The organism is Acidithiobacillus sp. TH-A67 (genome assembly GCF_057473545.1).
This window is the reverse complement of sequence record NZ_JBYCKU010000053.1, coordinates 29,729-43,897: the sequence shown is the minus strand read 5'-3', so window position 1 is coordinate 43,897 and position 14,169 is coordinate 29,729. Positions and strand designations below refer to the sequence as shown.

Genomic DNA, 14,169 nt, shown 5'->3' with positions numbered 1-14,169 from the left:
GGGAATGGTAATTGGAGGGAAAGCCTTAGGAGATTATAAACTCGCGGCCATGATGGGGAGCATGTACTCCGCTATGCCCGTGTTACCTGGGATCGTAGTCGGCGTTATCATTTTAGCCCTCTGTTAATTGCTCTGAACACTGGAGATCGCAAAAATGTGGGATATGGTTTGGAATTCTGCAGGATTATTCATTAAGGGAAAACTATTTAAGGATACGCGGAAGGTCTTGTTGCTCCTGGCGGCCAATATCGTCCTAGCTGCAATTCTGACCATAGGGGTTTATGTGGCCAGTGCCTCCTTTGCTGTGGCGTGCGTTGTCGCGGGGGTGATATCCGGGGCCCTACAACCGTTGCTGTTCGCCAGACTGAAGTACGCCTGAGATGGAAGCACGGCCTCAGACTGCCCACACGTCTTTGTCTGAACCATCCGGACAAGCTCACATCGAGGAGTCGGTCGATGCCCGAGATCTTAAGGTAGATCTAGCGCAGATTGGTAGCCTCGAAAAAGTTCTGGAGGGGTGGGATGAGACCCAAAAACGCACCGTGAAAGCGTTGGAGGATGCGTGGGAGGGTATCTACCGAGAGGCATTCCGAAGGCTGATCCGTTACCTTCGTGAAAGCCCGGAAGCGTTGCCTACGCTCCGAGGCGCCGCGCAAGACCCGTATCTTTATGCCGTATTACGCAGCCTCGGTCTGGTCAAAGCTTCTCTGCAGGAACGCATCGAAGCAGCGCTTGATGCAGTGCGACCAAGTCTCGAAGGACACGGTGGAAATGTAGAATTGGTGGAGGTACGGCCTCCAGATACGGTGGTTTTGCGCCTACTGGGTTCGTGTCACGGTTGTCCTTCCTCTTCGCTTACTCTGAGCGAAGGTGTGGAGAAGGCGATCAGAGATGCGTGTCCTGAGATCGTTCATATTGAAACAGCCAACCGCAATACTAATGGCGTTGCGGCCCCCTCCTCGGGCACACAGTACGTCAGTCCCTTCGCCATAGGTGGTCGACATAACTGGGTTTCTCTCTTTCCATTAAGCGATCTCCCCCTTCGCCAAACGGTTTCTCGCGAGGTTGGCCGGGAATCCTTGATTTTCTGGCGAAATGACCATGGCGCGGTGCATTGTTACCGCAATGCTTGCGGCCACTTAGGGATGCCCTTGGACGGTGGCGATGTTGATAGCGACGGAGTGCTTACGTGCCCGGCCCATGGCTTCCGCTTCCACTTGGATAGTGGGGACTGCCTAACGGTACCTGAGGTCCAACTTGACGCACGCGCAGTGCGGGTGCTGAACGGTATGGTTCAAGTGCGAAAGGAGGGGTAGAGATGGAGCTGTTCGTATCCTTGCGCCAGAAGCACCTATCTGCACGGTCAGGAGGAGGCGCTGCAACCGCGGCCTTTTTGCTCCCGAGCGGAGCACGAGTTGTTCTCGGTGAACAAATGCAGCCGAAGGGCGTTGTTAGTGCTGTGGTGCCTAGTCGAGAAACCCTCTTTGGGCCTAGAGGTGCGGCTGTCACAGCAGACGGAGCCCTTTGGATCTGCGATACAGGGCATCATCGCCTGTTGGGATGGAATGTATGCCCGAAGGAAGATGGTCAGGGAGCAGATTACATTATCGGGCACGCCGATTTTTCTTTGGAAGGGCGTAATGGGCATAGTAATGTTGGCGCAGCTACACTAAATGTCCCAACGGGAATAATCGGTGTTGGGCAGGGCTTCGCGGTGGCCGACGCCTGGAACCACCGTGTATTGATCTGGCAAGAAGCGCCGCGCAGAAGCCAGCAACCGGCTGATTTGGTTTTGGGGCAAGCCGATTTCTCGGGATCCGAGATCAACCGTGGAAATGATCGTCCTTCCGCGAATACCTTGTTTTGGCCATACGGGGTGCACTGGGATGGCGAACGCCTTTATGTCGCAGATACCGGGAATCGACGGGTGCTTTGGTGGGATGGATTGCCCGTCAGAAACGGCCAGGCAGCCAACGGAGTGCTAGGCCAGCGTGATTTTGTTTGTCGTGACGAGAACGCTGGCAGTGCTCCCTCCGCTATGAGTATGCGATGGCCTCACGCAGTCACGCGCTTCGGTTCGAATCTAGCTGTTGCGGACGCTGGTGACAACCGTGTCCTGATTTGGTCCCAACTGCCTGTTGCCAATGGGCAGCCCGCAGATTTCATCCTTGGGCAGCTCGACGCCACGGCAGATGCGCACAATCAAGGGGAGTATTACCCGACTGCATCCAGCTTCAATATGCCATATGGAATTACCGCCTTTGCTGATCTCCTAGTTGTGGCGGATACCGCGAATAGTCGACTGTTAGGTTGGCACTTGGATGAGATTGCAGAAGGGGCTCCGGCATCGGTATTGGCTGCTCAGCCAGATTTTAGTAGCAAAGGTGATAATCGTTGGGGTACTCCCCAGCGCGATAGTTTATGCTGGCCCTACGGTGTTCAGGCCGCAGATTCCACTCTTGTTGTGGCCGATTCCGGTAACAACCGAGTGCTCCTTTGGGATCGGCAGGCATGAGCACCGTGTTTGCTGATCGGCCGAATGGTGAGTGCATTCGTGTGAGCGGTCTGGTGCAAGGGGTGGGGTTTCGTCCCACCGTCTGGCACCTTGCGAAGGGGTTGGGTCTTACTGGGGAGATCCTTAACGACAGCGAGGGTGTCCTGATTCGAATTTGGGGGAAAGCGGAACACCGGGAACGTTTCCTGTCGTCATTGTTGGAATCCCTCCCACCGCTCGCACGCATTGATAAACTCGAACGCTCTGATTGGGTGGTTGGAAATTCGCCCGACACTTTTCGAATTGTTGCGAGCGAACGTGGGGCAATCCATACCGGCGTATTACCGGATGCAGCGAGTTGTGACGATTGCGTGCGCGAGACCTTGGATCCGTTCAACCGTCGCTATCGGTATCCTTTTACTAACTGCACCCACTGTGGCCCACGCTTTTCTATCCTTCGTACGATCCCCTATGATCGTGCGAACACGTCTATGGCTGAATTCCCATTGTGCGAGGATTGTCGATCTGAATATGAAAACCCAGAGGATCGGCGCTTCCACGCTCAGCCCACTGCCTGCCATGTCTGCGGGCCCAAAGCAAGATTGCGTCGCCGAGACGGTTCACCTTTCAGTCTGGATCGCTTTACATCCCTTGACGATATAGACGCTGCGGCTAATCTCCTCCGCAGTGGTGAGATTGTGCTCATCAAAGGAATCGGCGGTTTTCATCTGGCTTGTGATGCGGGGAACGCGAATGCCGTGACCCTGTTGCGTGAACGCAAAGGCCGACCACATAAGCCTCTCGCATTGATGGCACGGGATATTGAAGTCATCGCGCGCTATGCCGAGGTTGGCGAGTTGGATAGACGGGCGCTGCTATCTAAGGAAGCCCCAATAGTTCTACTGAAAAAACAAGAACCATCCTCGCTCCCCGACAGTATTGCTCCGGGAATGCGCCGGTTGGGGTTTATGTTGCCGTACACGCCTCTGCACCACCTGTTGCTACGCCGCTGGGAACGGCCCATCGTCTTAACTAGCGGCAATCTGACGGACACCCCCCAAATCACGGATGAGGTTGAGGCCGTCGAGGCGTTGGCCAGTGTAACGGATTGGATATTGTCCCACGATCGGATGATCGCAAACCGAGTGGATGATTCCGTGGCAGTCGTGGCTGCAGGGGAGTTGCGCCTCCTGCGCCGCGCACGGGGGTACGCGCCCGCCCCCGTGCCCCTACCTGAGGGTTTTCATGGGCTGCCGCAGATCCTGGCACTGGGATCTGAGCTCAAGAACACTTTTTGTTTGATCAAGGATGACCAAGCCATTCTTTCACAACACATGGGCGACCTCGCCGACGCTCAGGTATGGGAGGAGTACCAAAGCCAATTAGCCCACTATCGGAATCTCTTTGCTCACGAACCCGAGCGAATTGCCATTGATATGCATCCCCGCTATCACGCTAGCCAGTTAGGCCAGAGGATATCCGACGAAATGGGCTTGGTACTGGATAAAATCCAGCATCACCATGCTCATGCGGCCGCTGTGATGGGCGAACGGGCTGTACCTATGGACCACCCACCGATGCTCACTGTGGCTCTGGATGGTCTGGGTTATGGTCCGAACGGCGCCTTATGGGGCGGGGAGTTGCTCCTCGCTAATTACCGTCATAGTCAACGTCTCGGACGTCTGCTTCCCTGTGCTCTGCTTGGCGGTGAGCAGGCCATGCGCGAACCGTGGCGCAACACCTTGGCTCAGATCTTTTTGAGTATCGGATTGAAAAACTTTATCGGGGAATACTCTGGAGTTGCGATTGCCGATTGGCTAAAGAAGCAACCTCTTGCCGTCTACGAGCACATGTGGCGGCAAGGAGCCGTTGCGCCGAGTTGCAGCTCCATGGGACGGCTTTTTGATGCGGTGTCGGCGGCCTGCTCGATAGCGCCCAAGCGTCTGAGCTTTGAAGGCCAAGCAGCTATGCTTTTGGAAGCAGCAATCACCCCCGGGATGATAAAAGAAATCGACGAGGATGCTTATCTCCTGCCGGTCGTGACCGATGGGGAGCTCTTAAGCCTTGATCCGCGCCCGTTATGGGAACCGTTATTGAACGACCTTCGGCAAGATCTCGACTTGCCCGAGATATCGGCGCGCTTCCACGTCGGTCTAGCGCGATCGTTGTGTTCCTGGATAGCAGAGGCCTTTCAGCGTGTGCACCCAGCCAGTCGAAAAATTGTGCTTTGCGGTGGAGTATTTCAGAACGTAACGCTCTTGGAGCTCATGCAGACCCAGTTGCAAGAAAGTGGTTTTGAGGTCCTGGCTGCCGCTCAGCTGCCCTCCAATGATGGCGGACTCTCTTTCGGCCAGGCATTGGTCAGTGCTGCCCATGCGCTATCGGATAAGCGCGCCCAAACGGAAAGGAGAACGCCATCATGTGCTTAGGTATCCCTGGAAGAATTACCCGTATTGTCAGTACACACGAGAAACGTGCCGAGGTGGATATCAATGGCGTGCGACGTGAAGTAAATGTGGCCTGTATCGCCGATCCCGAACACCCTCTGGACCACTGCGTCGGCGAGTGGGTGCTCGTCCATGTCGGTTTTGCGATGAGCCGCATCAGTGAGGAAGAGGCTCGCCTGACACTGGAGGTGTTGACCGAACTTGGAGAGGCCCAGATAGAGATGGATCGCATACGAGAGAGTCATTCAATGGGATTGGCGAAGTAGAGTGACTGCCATGATGCAGGATGAGCCAATCCAGGGTCTATATCCCTTCCTGTACGGAAATAAAAAGGACCCAGTGCGGGATCGTGCGGCTTTGCTTACCTCTGTTGCCCATAAAGTGGAAGAGAGCGTGACGATCAAGCAGCGGTTCTTCAATCAGCAGGGATCCGAACTTGTCGAAATGGCCGAAGCGTTGGCCGGAGTATTTGCACAGGGCGGTATTCTCTTCACTATGGGTAACGGTGGATCCTCCTGCGATGCGGATCATTTGGCAGTAGAGTTTATGCATCCCATCACCACCGGTCGGCCAGCTCTACGGGCCCATAGCCTGACCGTAGAGCAAAGTATGCTTACGGCTGTGGGTAACGACATCGGATTTGCTCACATATTTCTACGACAGCTCTCTGCGCTAGCCCAAGACAAAGATGCCGTGTTTGGGTTTTCGACTAGTGGCAATTCTAAAAACCTGATACTCGCGTACCAGAAAGCGCGGGATCTGGGTATGCGTACTTTTGGTTTGGCTGGCATGGAGGGCGGAGCGATGCGCGAAAGTGGCTTGGTGGATCACCTTTTGGTTGTTCCCTCGGATAGCGTGCACCGAATTCAGGAGAGTCATGTGACGGCTTTCCACATACTTTGGGATTTGGTGCACACCTTGTTGGCGGATCATCGCGGAAACTTGGGTAAGGAGTTTTAATTATGCGCTTTGTCGATGAATTTCGTGATCCTAAAAAGGCGACCATTCTTGTAGAGGATATCCGCCGTCTCATTCAGCGTGTCCCCCAGGCACGGCATAGGCCGCTGCAACTCATGGAGTTTTGTGGTGGGCATACGCACACTATTTTTAAATATGGCATTGAGAAAATGTTGCCGAGAACCGTGGAGCTGGTTCATGGGCCAGGTTGCCCAGTTTGCGTTTTGCCTATGGGGCGAGTCGACGACTGCGTTGCTATAGCCGAAAAGGAAGATGTCATATTTACGACATTTGGCGACGCTATGCGAGTGCCCGGTTCACATAAAAGTCTGTTGCAAGCTAAAGCTGACGGTGCAGATATTCGCATGGTGTATTCACCATTAGATTCATTGGCTATTGCACAGAAGAATCCGGATCGGCAAGTGGTATTTTTTGGTCTCGGTTTCGAGACGACTATGCCTGCGACAGCCATTACTATTCTTTCCGCAAGGCAACGAAAAATCAAAAATTTCTCGGTATTTTGTAACCATATAACTACCCTTCCAACCATAAAAGCCATTCTGGATTCTTCCGATATGGAATTGGATGGTTTCCTTGGACCTGGGCATGTTAGTATGATTATAGGAGCTGAACCTTACCGTTTCATTGCGGAGCACTATCATAAACCTGTGGTCATTGCAGGTTTTGAACCATTGGATATCCTTCAGTCCTTATGGATGTTGGTGAAACAGTTAGCGGAGAGGCGTTGTACGGTTGAAAATCAATACCGAAGAATTGTTCCAGATAAGGGGAATCATCTGGCCCTAAAAGCTATTGACGAAGTTTTTGAGATCCGTGAATACTTCGAGTGGCGCGGGTTGGGTTCCATTGATCATTCTGGTGTCCGCATACGTGGCATGCTTGCAGAATTTGATGCAGAGCAACGCTTTGCAATTCCCAACGCTTCCATTGCTGATCCTAAAGCCTGCCAGTGTGGGGAAGTCTTAAAGGGTGTGATTAAGCCATGGCAATGTAAAGTCTTTGGTAAGGCTTGCACCCCTGAGACGCCGCTGGGGTCGTTAATGGTTTCATCCGAGGGCGCCTGTGCTGCCTATTTCAACTACGGAAAGCTGGAATTTGAGCCAGTTTCGGAATCGGCCGAGGAGGTACTCTAGATGACCACTACTCAAATTCGGCACCGTAAACGCCCTTATGGAGAATCCGTTAATCTAAGCCACGGCAGTGGTGGTAAAGCTATGCGTGACCTAGTTGAGGGGCTAATTCTACCCGCACTCGGAATTGAGACAGCTGTGCCGCTGGAAGATCAGGCCCGGTTATCCATCGCCCTCTGGGAAGTTGGCGGGGAGATGGCTTTTACAACGGATTCCTATGTAGTAGATCCCCTAGTTTTTCCGGGTGGGGATATTGGTACATTAGCTGTGAATGGTACGGTTAACGATTTGGCTGTGGGCGGAGCCGAGCCTTTGGTACTTAGTTGTGGGCTTATTCTGGAAGAGGGGCTCCCGTTTGCAATCTTGGAGTCAGTCTTATGTAGTATGGCCAAGGCTGCGAGAGCAGCGGGTGTTACAATCGTTACTGGCGATACTAAGGTGGTTCCACGGGGAAGTGCCGATAAGTTGTTCATCAATACCGCTGGCATTGGACGCATCCCGGCGGGACGAAAGTTGTCGATTTCGGCGATACAGCCCGGTGACGTTCTCTTGCTTAACGGCTATCTTGGCGACCATGGTGCAGCGATTATCAAAGCACGCGGAGATCTCTCTCTTGATGCAGACGTTGAAAGTGACTGCCAGCCCCTCCATATGGTTATTGCAAAACTCCTTGCGGCAGCCCCTAACGTGCGCTGCGTCAGAGACGTTACGCGCGGCGGACTAGGTACGGTTCTGAATGAGTTTGCGGAAGGCGCCGGTGTTGCCGTGCATATCGAAGAAAATGCCATTCCGGTGCGCCCGGTTGTCCGCGGCATTTGCGAATTGCTGGGGCTTGATCCTCTGTATTTGGCCAACGAAGGCAAGTTAGTGGCGGTGATTCCTAGAAATGAGGCCGAGAACGCTCTCGTCGCATTGCGCAGCGATCCAGCTGGAGTGAACGCAGCTATTATCGGCGAAGTCTTGCCAGGGCCTGCCGGAGTTGTGCGTTTGCGCAGCCATTTTGGTGGGGAACGGTTGGTAGACATGCTGGTAGGCGAGCAGCTACCTCGCATTTGCTGAGTTTTTGACATGCATGAATTAGGAATAACCCGGAATATCGTCAGTATCTGTAGTGAAAAGGCCCAGGGGCGTCAGGTAAAGCGAGTAAGCCTGGAGATTGGCGAACACTCTGGCGTGGTGTCCGAAGCGATTCAGTTTTGCTTCGGGGTATGCCGCGAAGGAACACCTCTCTCGGATGCAACATTAGAGGTGATCCTAGTGCCTGGTCGGGGCCTGTGTGAAACCTGCGGCAGTGAATGGCCCATGCCGGAAATTTTTTCTCGCTGTGGATGTGGTCGGCGGGGAGAACTACAGTGCCTTGCTGGTAACGATCTTACAATCAGAGAAATGGAGGTACAATGACATGTGTACGACTTGCGGATGTTCAGATCAAGCCAATCCTCGCCTTACCACTTTGGATGCGGACGGGCGATCAACCACCAAGAGCCTGCAGACTGAACCAAACTCACAGCCCAACAATCCGACGGTGACCAGTCAGGAGCATGAACACCCACATTCGCATGTACATACTCATCCTGATCACCACCACGGTGAGATGGAAAAAGTGGATTCTGGTCATCTGGTTACCCTCGAAGCGCGTGTCCTTGAGAAAAACGATCGATTAGCGGAACGCAATCGTGCTTGGTTAGCGGGGCGCGGAGTATTCGCGATGAATATCATGAGTTCGCCTGGGGCGGGAAAGACCACATTGCTCGAACGCACGCTTGCGGACTTATCCAAAGAGATCCCCGTGGCTGTTATCGAGGGCGACCAAGAAACCTTGTTTGATGCCGACCGAATTTGTAAAATCCACATACCTGTGGTCCAAGTTAATACGGGTCAGGGATGCCATCTCGAAGCAGACATGGTTGCCCAAGGTCTACAACAGCTTAAACCTAAGCCGAATTCCATGATCTTCATAGAAAATGTTGGAAATCTGGTGTGTCCGGCGCTTTTTGATCTGGGGGAAGGTGCTAAGATAGTAGTCTTATCTGTCACAGAAGGAGAAGATAAGCCAAAAAAATACCCTCACATGTTTCATGGTGCAGATCTTGTTTTGATCAATAAAATAGATCTGTTGCCTTATGTTGATTTTAACTTGGAACGTTGTCTGGCTTTTTTGCGTGATATAGCCCATCATGCCCATATCCTAAGGATTTCTGCAAAATCTGGTGAAGGTCTGACCGACTGGTACGATTGGCTGCGTGAGCGGCGCCGACATATGGAAACCAATCATTGGGATGCTATTTATGAGCGATAATCAGGGGGCCGCAGGGTTACCAAAAAGGGAAAACTTATGCAAGAACTGCATCGTTATTTTCAATTGTTTGACCTAGGAACCCTGTCGGTTTCCAGTGTTGCTCCTATATTTAGTGTTGCGGCTGCTGGATCGGTCATGGCTCAGGCTGCTGGCGCAGCGGTTCCACTTGCCATAGTGTTGATGGCTATCCCATTTATTCTCTGCTCCTGGATCTTCCTGTCCCTGAATCAGCATTTCCCGAATGCCGGCGCCTCATACCATTGGTCGAGGCGCATCATTGGTATCGATTTCTCCAATTTCCAGGCCTGGATCATCCTCCTCGCCTACTTTTGGTCCATACCTCCCATTCTCATACCCGCTGCTCAATTTACCTACAGGGCCTTAGGCATTCCTCATCCTGGTAATCTGCTGCAGATCCTGGGTGCCATATTCTGGGCAGGATTAGCTCTAATTGTGCTCTTATTTGGAGCGCGAATGACAGCCCGCGTGACGCAAATCTTTCTGGTAATAGAAGTCCTGTCGGTGGCGTTCATGGCCGTGATCGGGTACTCGCATTGGGGACCAGCTGCCGTTGGTGCCGCAGACTTCTCATTTAGTCACCTCAATTGGGGAGGGGTTATCGTCTGTATGGTAGTAGCGGCTACTATAGTGGATGGCTGGGAAATAGACTCCTATGCCTCCGAAGAAGCGAAAAAGCCACGCATTACCCCTGGGTGGGGAGGGATCATCGGTGCGGTGTCCGTAGTGGCGTACTACCTGCTGATCTGGCCCTTGCTCCTGCATCAGCTTCCTCTGGATAGGCTGTCCACTACGCCGGACACCTTGAGCCTCTGGGCTGGCACGGTTGCTCCGGGATTGCTTCCATACTTCCGCATTGCCATCATCTGCTCCACGGCTGGGAGTCTCTGGCTCACGACCTTCATCCTGTCCCGCGCTTTGTATGCCATGGGGAGGGATGGCGTCATGCCCAATTGGCTGGCAGGCTTGAACAGATTTGGGGTTCCTCATTGGCCAGTAGTGCTGCCAATCGGGCTCTCCATGATCGTTATGGCACTGCAGATGTTTTTCCCCAGTACACGCGATCTGTTTAATTTGGTGCTCAGTGCTGCAGGCTTCTTTCTGGTTGGAGAATTCCTGTTTGATGGCATCAATATGCTCGTGTTCCTCATCCGCAAACATGATGCCGTCCATCGCCAAGTGAAAGCACATCATCATCTTGTCCTGTTTGTCGCGGCTGTGTGCGTTGTAACAAGCCTAACGGCAGTAGAAGTCTTGTTTTTGATATGCGGTCCCAAATATGTTGCCGCAGGCGTTGACCAGACCGTTCTCACCCTGCTTGCCTTGGGCGTGGTCTATGTGCTTTGGCTGAAGTGGCGCGGAAAAGCAAGATCGACACACTGCTTTACTCCAGAAGAGTTGGATAACATAGCGGCCGTTGGCCCCGCTTTGGTAAGGGAATAACTCCTTGTCTGATACGAATATTGTTGGCCAAGTGACATGGCCTTGCAGCGCCACCAACGTCCTGGTCTCTTTAGGATAGATCTATGCCGCACACGAAACTGCACGAGCAGGCTGTGCTTGTTAAGCGTAATGCCTTGGGCAATGTGGAGATTGGAGAAAAGCTTACCTGTGAGGGTGCAGGTGATGGCCAACTGATATTGGCACCAGAGCTCACCAAGCCGGACTCGTGTCTGGTCTGGTCACTCGGAGTATGTCTGACTGAGTTCACCGCGCGATTTATGCGCCGCCGCCAGTATCCGCCTTCGTGTTCTGCCCTTTTGCGATGGATATAGATTATGGTCCTTGTTGCCGTATCGTCAGTATAAATGTGCATTTAGTGCTAACAGTTTCATTATCTGCTGCAGATCGCAATACCTTGCGCCTAATGTTGGAGCAATGCCCAATTCATAAGGCTATCCGTAATAATGTACAAATGAGAATAGAGATAATAACGGCTCCTCGACGTTTTGAGTGGGTAATGGAGGTATGATGGGGGGTGTCGTGGTGGTGAGCAGGGGGTAGCGATGATTCTGGGGCAGCAATTTTTCACGCTGGCGTTGGTTCCGCTGTGGCGGTGGATGATGTGCTTCCAGCATCCGCTCGTCATGCGCTGCACGCTTCTGCGGGTCTTGCGCCGTGGAGTGTCTTCATCTTCTGCAGAATGCGGTAGGACCTTTTGAAGTTACGCTGCAGATACCGCCATTGCCTCCACTCCGTCCAACCTTGTGCATGGGCCGCGCGGCTACAGGTTTCTATGGTTTTCCGTACCGCATCCAGCAGCAAGTTGATATCCGAAGGGTGATGCACCCGGGTTTCGACCACGAAAGAATCACAACGTGCAGCGAGTCCTTCGTCTGGTCTTTTTTAGCAGGACATGGCCCGCCTGCCACTACCTCCTGATTGATCCGATCCAGTATTTCTGGCGTAAACAGACTCAGATTATCTTTTATGGTTTGCAGGTGATAGGGTGCATCCGTATTTTCTGCCCATCCACCATGCCCCAGCATCTCCCGCACCCAGGACCCCGTCAAAGTCTTTCGTAACCCATTGTTTCTTGACGTGCACAGAAGCTTTAATCATGCTCTATCCTGGTGAATACATTAAGGAAAAAATCGAGGGTTATCGTCACGGACGTAAAATATTGACTATGGTTCTGCAAGAATAGCAAATACCAGATCCCGGAGCTCCGGTTGTGTATAAATGTGCTGAAGGCCACGCACGAGGCGTGGAATATAATCTCGTGACTTGGAGTCTACCCGAGTGGCAGAAATGTCAATTTGACCGAAGACCATCTGTTCGTTGATCACTTTTCTCATCGCGAAGATTTCCCATAGGAATACCAAACAGGTTAAATATCCATAGTTTCATTGGATATTCGTCACAGAAGCCAGGAAATGGTATAGAAAGAGAGAAAGCTGGTGCAGGAGAACCGTAACTTCAAATGCTAGCGTTATTGTAACATGCTGTATCTATAAGACAATAGCATTTTCGATCTACACTAATGTAGTAAACGAATGATGAAATTCTCCGCAGCTTGAAAGCAGGTCGTTATTTTGACAGATGCAGTAGAATGGTTTGTACAACATTCTCGAATGTGAAGTTTGCCGTTTGTGATGTCTTGTGCCGGTAAGCAAAAGCTTTGCCACCTTTCCATCTCTTTGCCAACTCTGTAACATGACCGTTGGCTAATTTTATTTTCTCGAGAAGAAAAAATAAAAATTTTTCGAAATCTCCCTCAACTTCCTTCTGGAAGGCCAAGCCTGCAAAATGCTCGCTTGTGGTATTGTATCTCTGTTGTATTTCTATGATGTAAAAATGATTGTTCTTTAAGACAACCTTTAATAATAGAAAACCGCGTCGTTTTGGTGGATTACCATATACAATAGGAAAGCGTTTCACACCATATCTTTTGGAATTAATGAGTTTGTTATTGCTGTCCACTTCTGTGTCATGATCATTATACGTTAACGGAAAGTTTATTAGTTGTGGGTATCCAATGTCTCGGAATCCTATACCAATAGTGTAATGATATATGCCGCAAATAATATCTGGGTGATCTTTTGCATAGTTGGTTAACGATTCCCACATATTCCATATCTGATCGATGAATTTTACCTCTTGGTCACTATGCGTAAGACCTTCTAAGACGTCTTTATTTCGTCCATAAGCTGTGCCAGCAGACACCTTATGAGAATGTGGTGCAACGTCTGTTATGGTAGTCATATTTTGCCTTTTATTTTTTTGTAATTTTTTGTTGGCAGGATCTTGGTCGATATGGCGAGTTAATATAGGCTCCTCATCAATCCAAAGGAGAGGTGGTTCCTGTAGTTTTGTTAACCCGCGGTCTTGAGATGGTGATTCGTCGTCAATCAATTCAGGGTTGGTATAGTTCGTCTGCGCTGTAATTTTTATAATTGAATTAGTTTCTGTTTCATATTCTGAGTTCTTTATGGATGATCTAGTCCGATAGATGACATACTTTGGATGAGCACTTAATCCTATGCCAATAATGTTCATGCAAACAAAAGTTTTTGTTATTTTAATGTAAAACCCGGAAACTTCAATCTTTCCTTTATGATTTGTCCAAGGAGCCACCTTTAAGAATAAGCGGTGATTCGGATCGCGTGATAGAATTTGTGACATGATCTGCTTTACTTGCAATTTTGCGTATTGGTCGTGCTTAATGTGTGAAATCAGGGGAACATCGGAGTCTATATAAGGGGTTGCTGGGTAAGTTCTCCATTCATCGTTCTCTTCTGGTGGTGGTATTTCATATAATTGTTTGAACAATTTGCCATCGATTTCATCCCATAGCGATGTCAAGAGAGTGCGCCTCAACCTTGAACTTCCATAACAGCGTGTAAAGAATTCCAGTGAAGGTATTACTAATGTGTCGCCATCGGCCAAATGGAAGCGAAGCATCCACGCGTCTGCAATTTCATCTCGGCATGGGTTAAATAGAGGGTAAACTGACGCTGGTATAAGCGGATTATCATCACCTTTGAGACAATAATGCTCCCAACCATTGGCTGAAAAATCAACCTCAAAGCGTTTTGTCGCGAGCTTTGCTTTGGCCACGATCTTTCCGTCGTGCCAAACAGATCCTATAGGCAAAAGTCCTAAACTGAGTGCAGATACCCTAGTGCAGCGGAACTGCCCGATGAGTTTGTTATCTCGCACGTCATGGAGTAACACTGTGGCTAGTGGTTGGGAAGGGTCATGCGTGTTTCTATGTAGCGCCCCATACCACATTACTGCCAGGTGCCGATGGCCTAGGGGGTTGCCGGCGAGCGAGCGAAGCGAAAATGGTGCGGATTGGCA

General features: G+C 51.1%; 11 protein-coding genes. 10 read left to right on the top strand and 1 reads right to left on the bottom strand.

The features are described from left to right. The first annotated feature begins 380 nt into the window (after window positions 1-380). The 10 genes from AC2VNM_RS08360 (at window position 381) to AC2VNM_RS08315 (ending at window position 10,809) form a co-directional block, all read left to right on the top strand. A complete protein-coding gene (locus tag AC2VNM_RS08360) occupies window positions 381-1,316 on the top strand; it encodes a NifU family protein (protein ID WP_486913138.1) in 936 nt (311 codons plus the stop codon). A gap of 2 nt (window positions 1,317-1,318) precedes the next feature. Continuing rightward, a complete protein-coding gene (locus AC2VNM_RS08355) occupies window positions 1,319-2,515 on the top strand; it encodes an NHL repeat-containing protein (RefSeq protein WP_486913137.1) in 1,197 nt (398 codons plus the stop codon). After that, window positions 2,512-4,923: a carbamoyltransferase HypF gene (hypF, locus tag AC2VNM_RS08350; RefSeq protein WP_486913136.1), complete on the top strand. Its 2,412-nt coding sequence runs from the start codon at window positions 2,512-2,514 to the stop codon at window positions 4,921-4,923. The genes AC2VNM_RS08355 and hypF overlap by 4 nt, the downstream gene beginning before the upstream one ends. Beyond that, window positions 4,914-5,207, top strand: a complete 294-nt coding sequence (locus AC2VNM_RS08345) for a HypC/HybG/HupF family hydrogenase formation chaperone (protein WP_486913135.1) — start codon at window positions 4,914-4,916, stop codon at window positions 5,205-5,207. The genes hypF and AC2VNM_RS08345 overlap by 10 nt, the downstream gene beginning before the upstream one ends. Before the next feature lie 127 nt (window positions 5,208-5,334). Further along, a complete protein-coding gene (locus tag AC2VNM_RS08340) occupies window positions 5,335-5,901 on the top strand; it encodes a D-sedoheptulose-7-phosphate isomerase (RefSeq protein ID WP_486913134.1) in 567 nt (188 codons plus the stop codon). Between the two features lie 2 nt (window positions 5,902-5,903). Continuing rightward, window positions 5,904-7,052, top strand: coding sequence for a hydrogenase formation protein HypD (gene hypD, locus AC2VNM_RS08335; protein ID WP_486913133.1), 1,149 nt, complete (start codon window positions 5,904-5,906; stop codon window positions 7,050-7,052). Then, a complete protein-coding gene (hypE, locus tag AC2VNM_RS08330; RefSeq protein ID WP_486913132.1) occupies window positions 7,053-8,108 on the top strand; it encodes a hydrogenase expression/formation protein HypE in 1,056 nt (351 codons plus the stop codon). Window positions 8,109-8,117: 9 nt separating this feature from the next. After that, complete coding sequence (locus tag AC2VNM_RS08325; protein ID WP_486913131.1) at window positions 8,118-8,450, top strand: hydrogenase maturation nickel metallochaperone HypA/HybF; 333 nt, start codon at window positions 8,118-8,120, stop codon at window positions 8,448-8,450. 1 nt (window position 8,451) lies between these two features. Further along, entirely contained in the window at window positions 8,452-9,348 is an 897-nt protein-coding gene (gene hypB, locus AC2VNM_RS08320; protein WP_486913130.1) for a hydrogenase nickel incorporation protein HypB, read from the top strand. Window positions 9,349-9,384: 36 nt separating this feature from the next. Beyond that, the gene (locus AC2VNM_RS08315) at window positions 9,385-10,809 is read left to right on the top strand and encodes an APC family permease (protein WP_486913129.1); all 1,425 of its coding nucleotides are present in this window, start codon (window positions 9,385-9,387) and stop codon (window positions 10,807-10,809) included. Window positions 10,810-12,396: 1,587 nt separating this feature from the next. On the opposite strand, the gene AC2VNM_RS08310 is transcribed toward AC2VNM_RS08315, so the two are convergent. Further along, window positions 12,397-13,926, bottom strand: coding sequence for a hypothetical protein (locus AC2VNM_RS08310; protein WP_486913128.1), 1,530 nt, complete (start codon window positions 13,924-13,926; stop codon window positions 12,397-12,399). Between the last annotated feature and the right edge of the window lie 243 nt (window positions 13,927-14,169).

Bases quoted from the DNA above. Each gene is read 5' to 3' on its own strand.
- AC2VNM_RS08360 (WP_486913138.1), top strand. From the start codon at position 381: ATGGAAGCACGGCCTCAGACTGCCCACACGTCTTTGTCTGAACCATCC.
- AC2VNM_RS08355 (WP_486913137.1), top strand. From the start codon at position 1,319: ATGGAGCTGTTCGTATCCTTGCGCCAGAAGCACCTATCTGCACGGTCA.
- hypF (WP_486913136.1), top strand. From the start codon at position 2,512: ATGAGCACCGTGTTTGCTGATCGGCCGAATGGTGAGTGCATTCGTGTG.
- AC2VNM_RS08345 (WP_486913135.1), top strand. From the start codon at position 4,914: ATGTGCTTAGGTATCCCTGGAAGAATTACCCGTATTGTCAGTACACAC.
- hypD (WP_486913133.1), top strand. From the start codon at position 5,904: ATGCGCTTTGTCGATGAATTTCGTGATCCTAAAAAGGCGACCATTCTT.
- hypE (WP_486913132.1), top strand. From the start codon at position 7,053: ATGACCACTACTCAAATTCGGCACCGTAAACGCCCTTATGGAGAATCC.
- AC2VNM_RS08325 (WP_486913131.1), top strand. From the start codon at position 8,118: ATGCATGAATTAGGAATAACCCGGAATATCGTCAGTATCTGTAGTGAA.
- hypB (WP_486913130.1), top strand. From the start codon at position 8,452: ATGTGTACGACTTGCGGATGTTCAGATCAAGCCAATCCTCGCCTTACC.
- AC2VNM_RS08315 (WP_486913129.1), top strand. From the start codon at position 9,385: ATGCAAGAACTGCATCGTTATTTTCAATTGTTTGACCTAGGAACCCTG.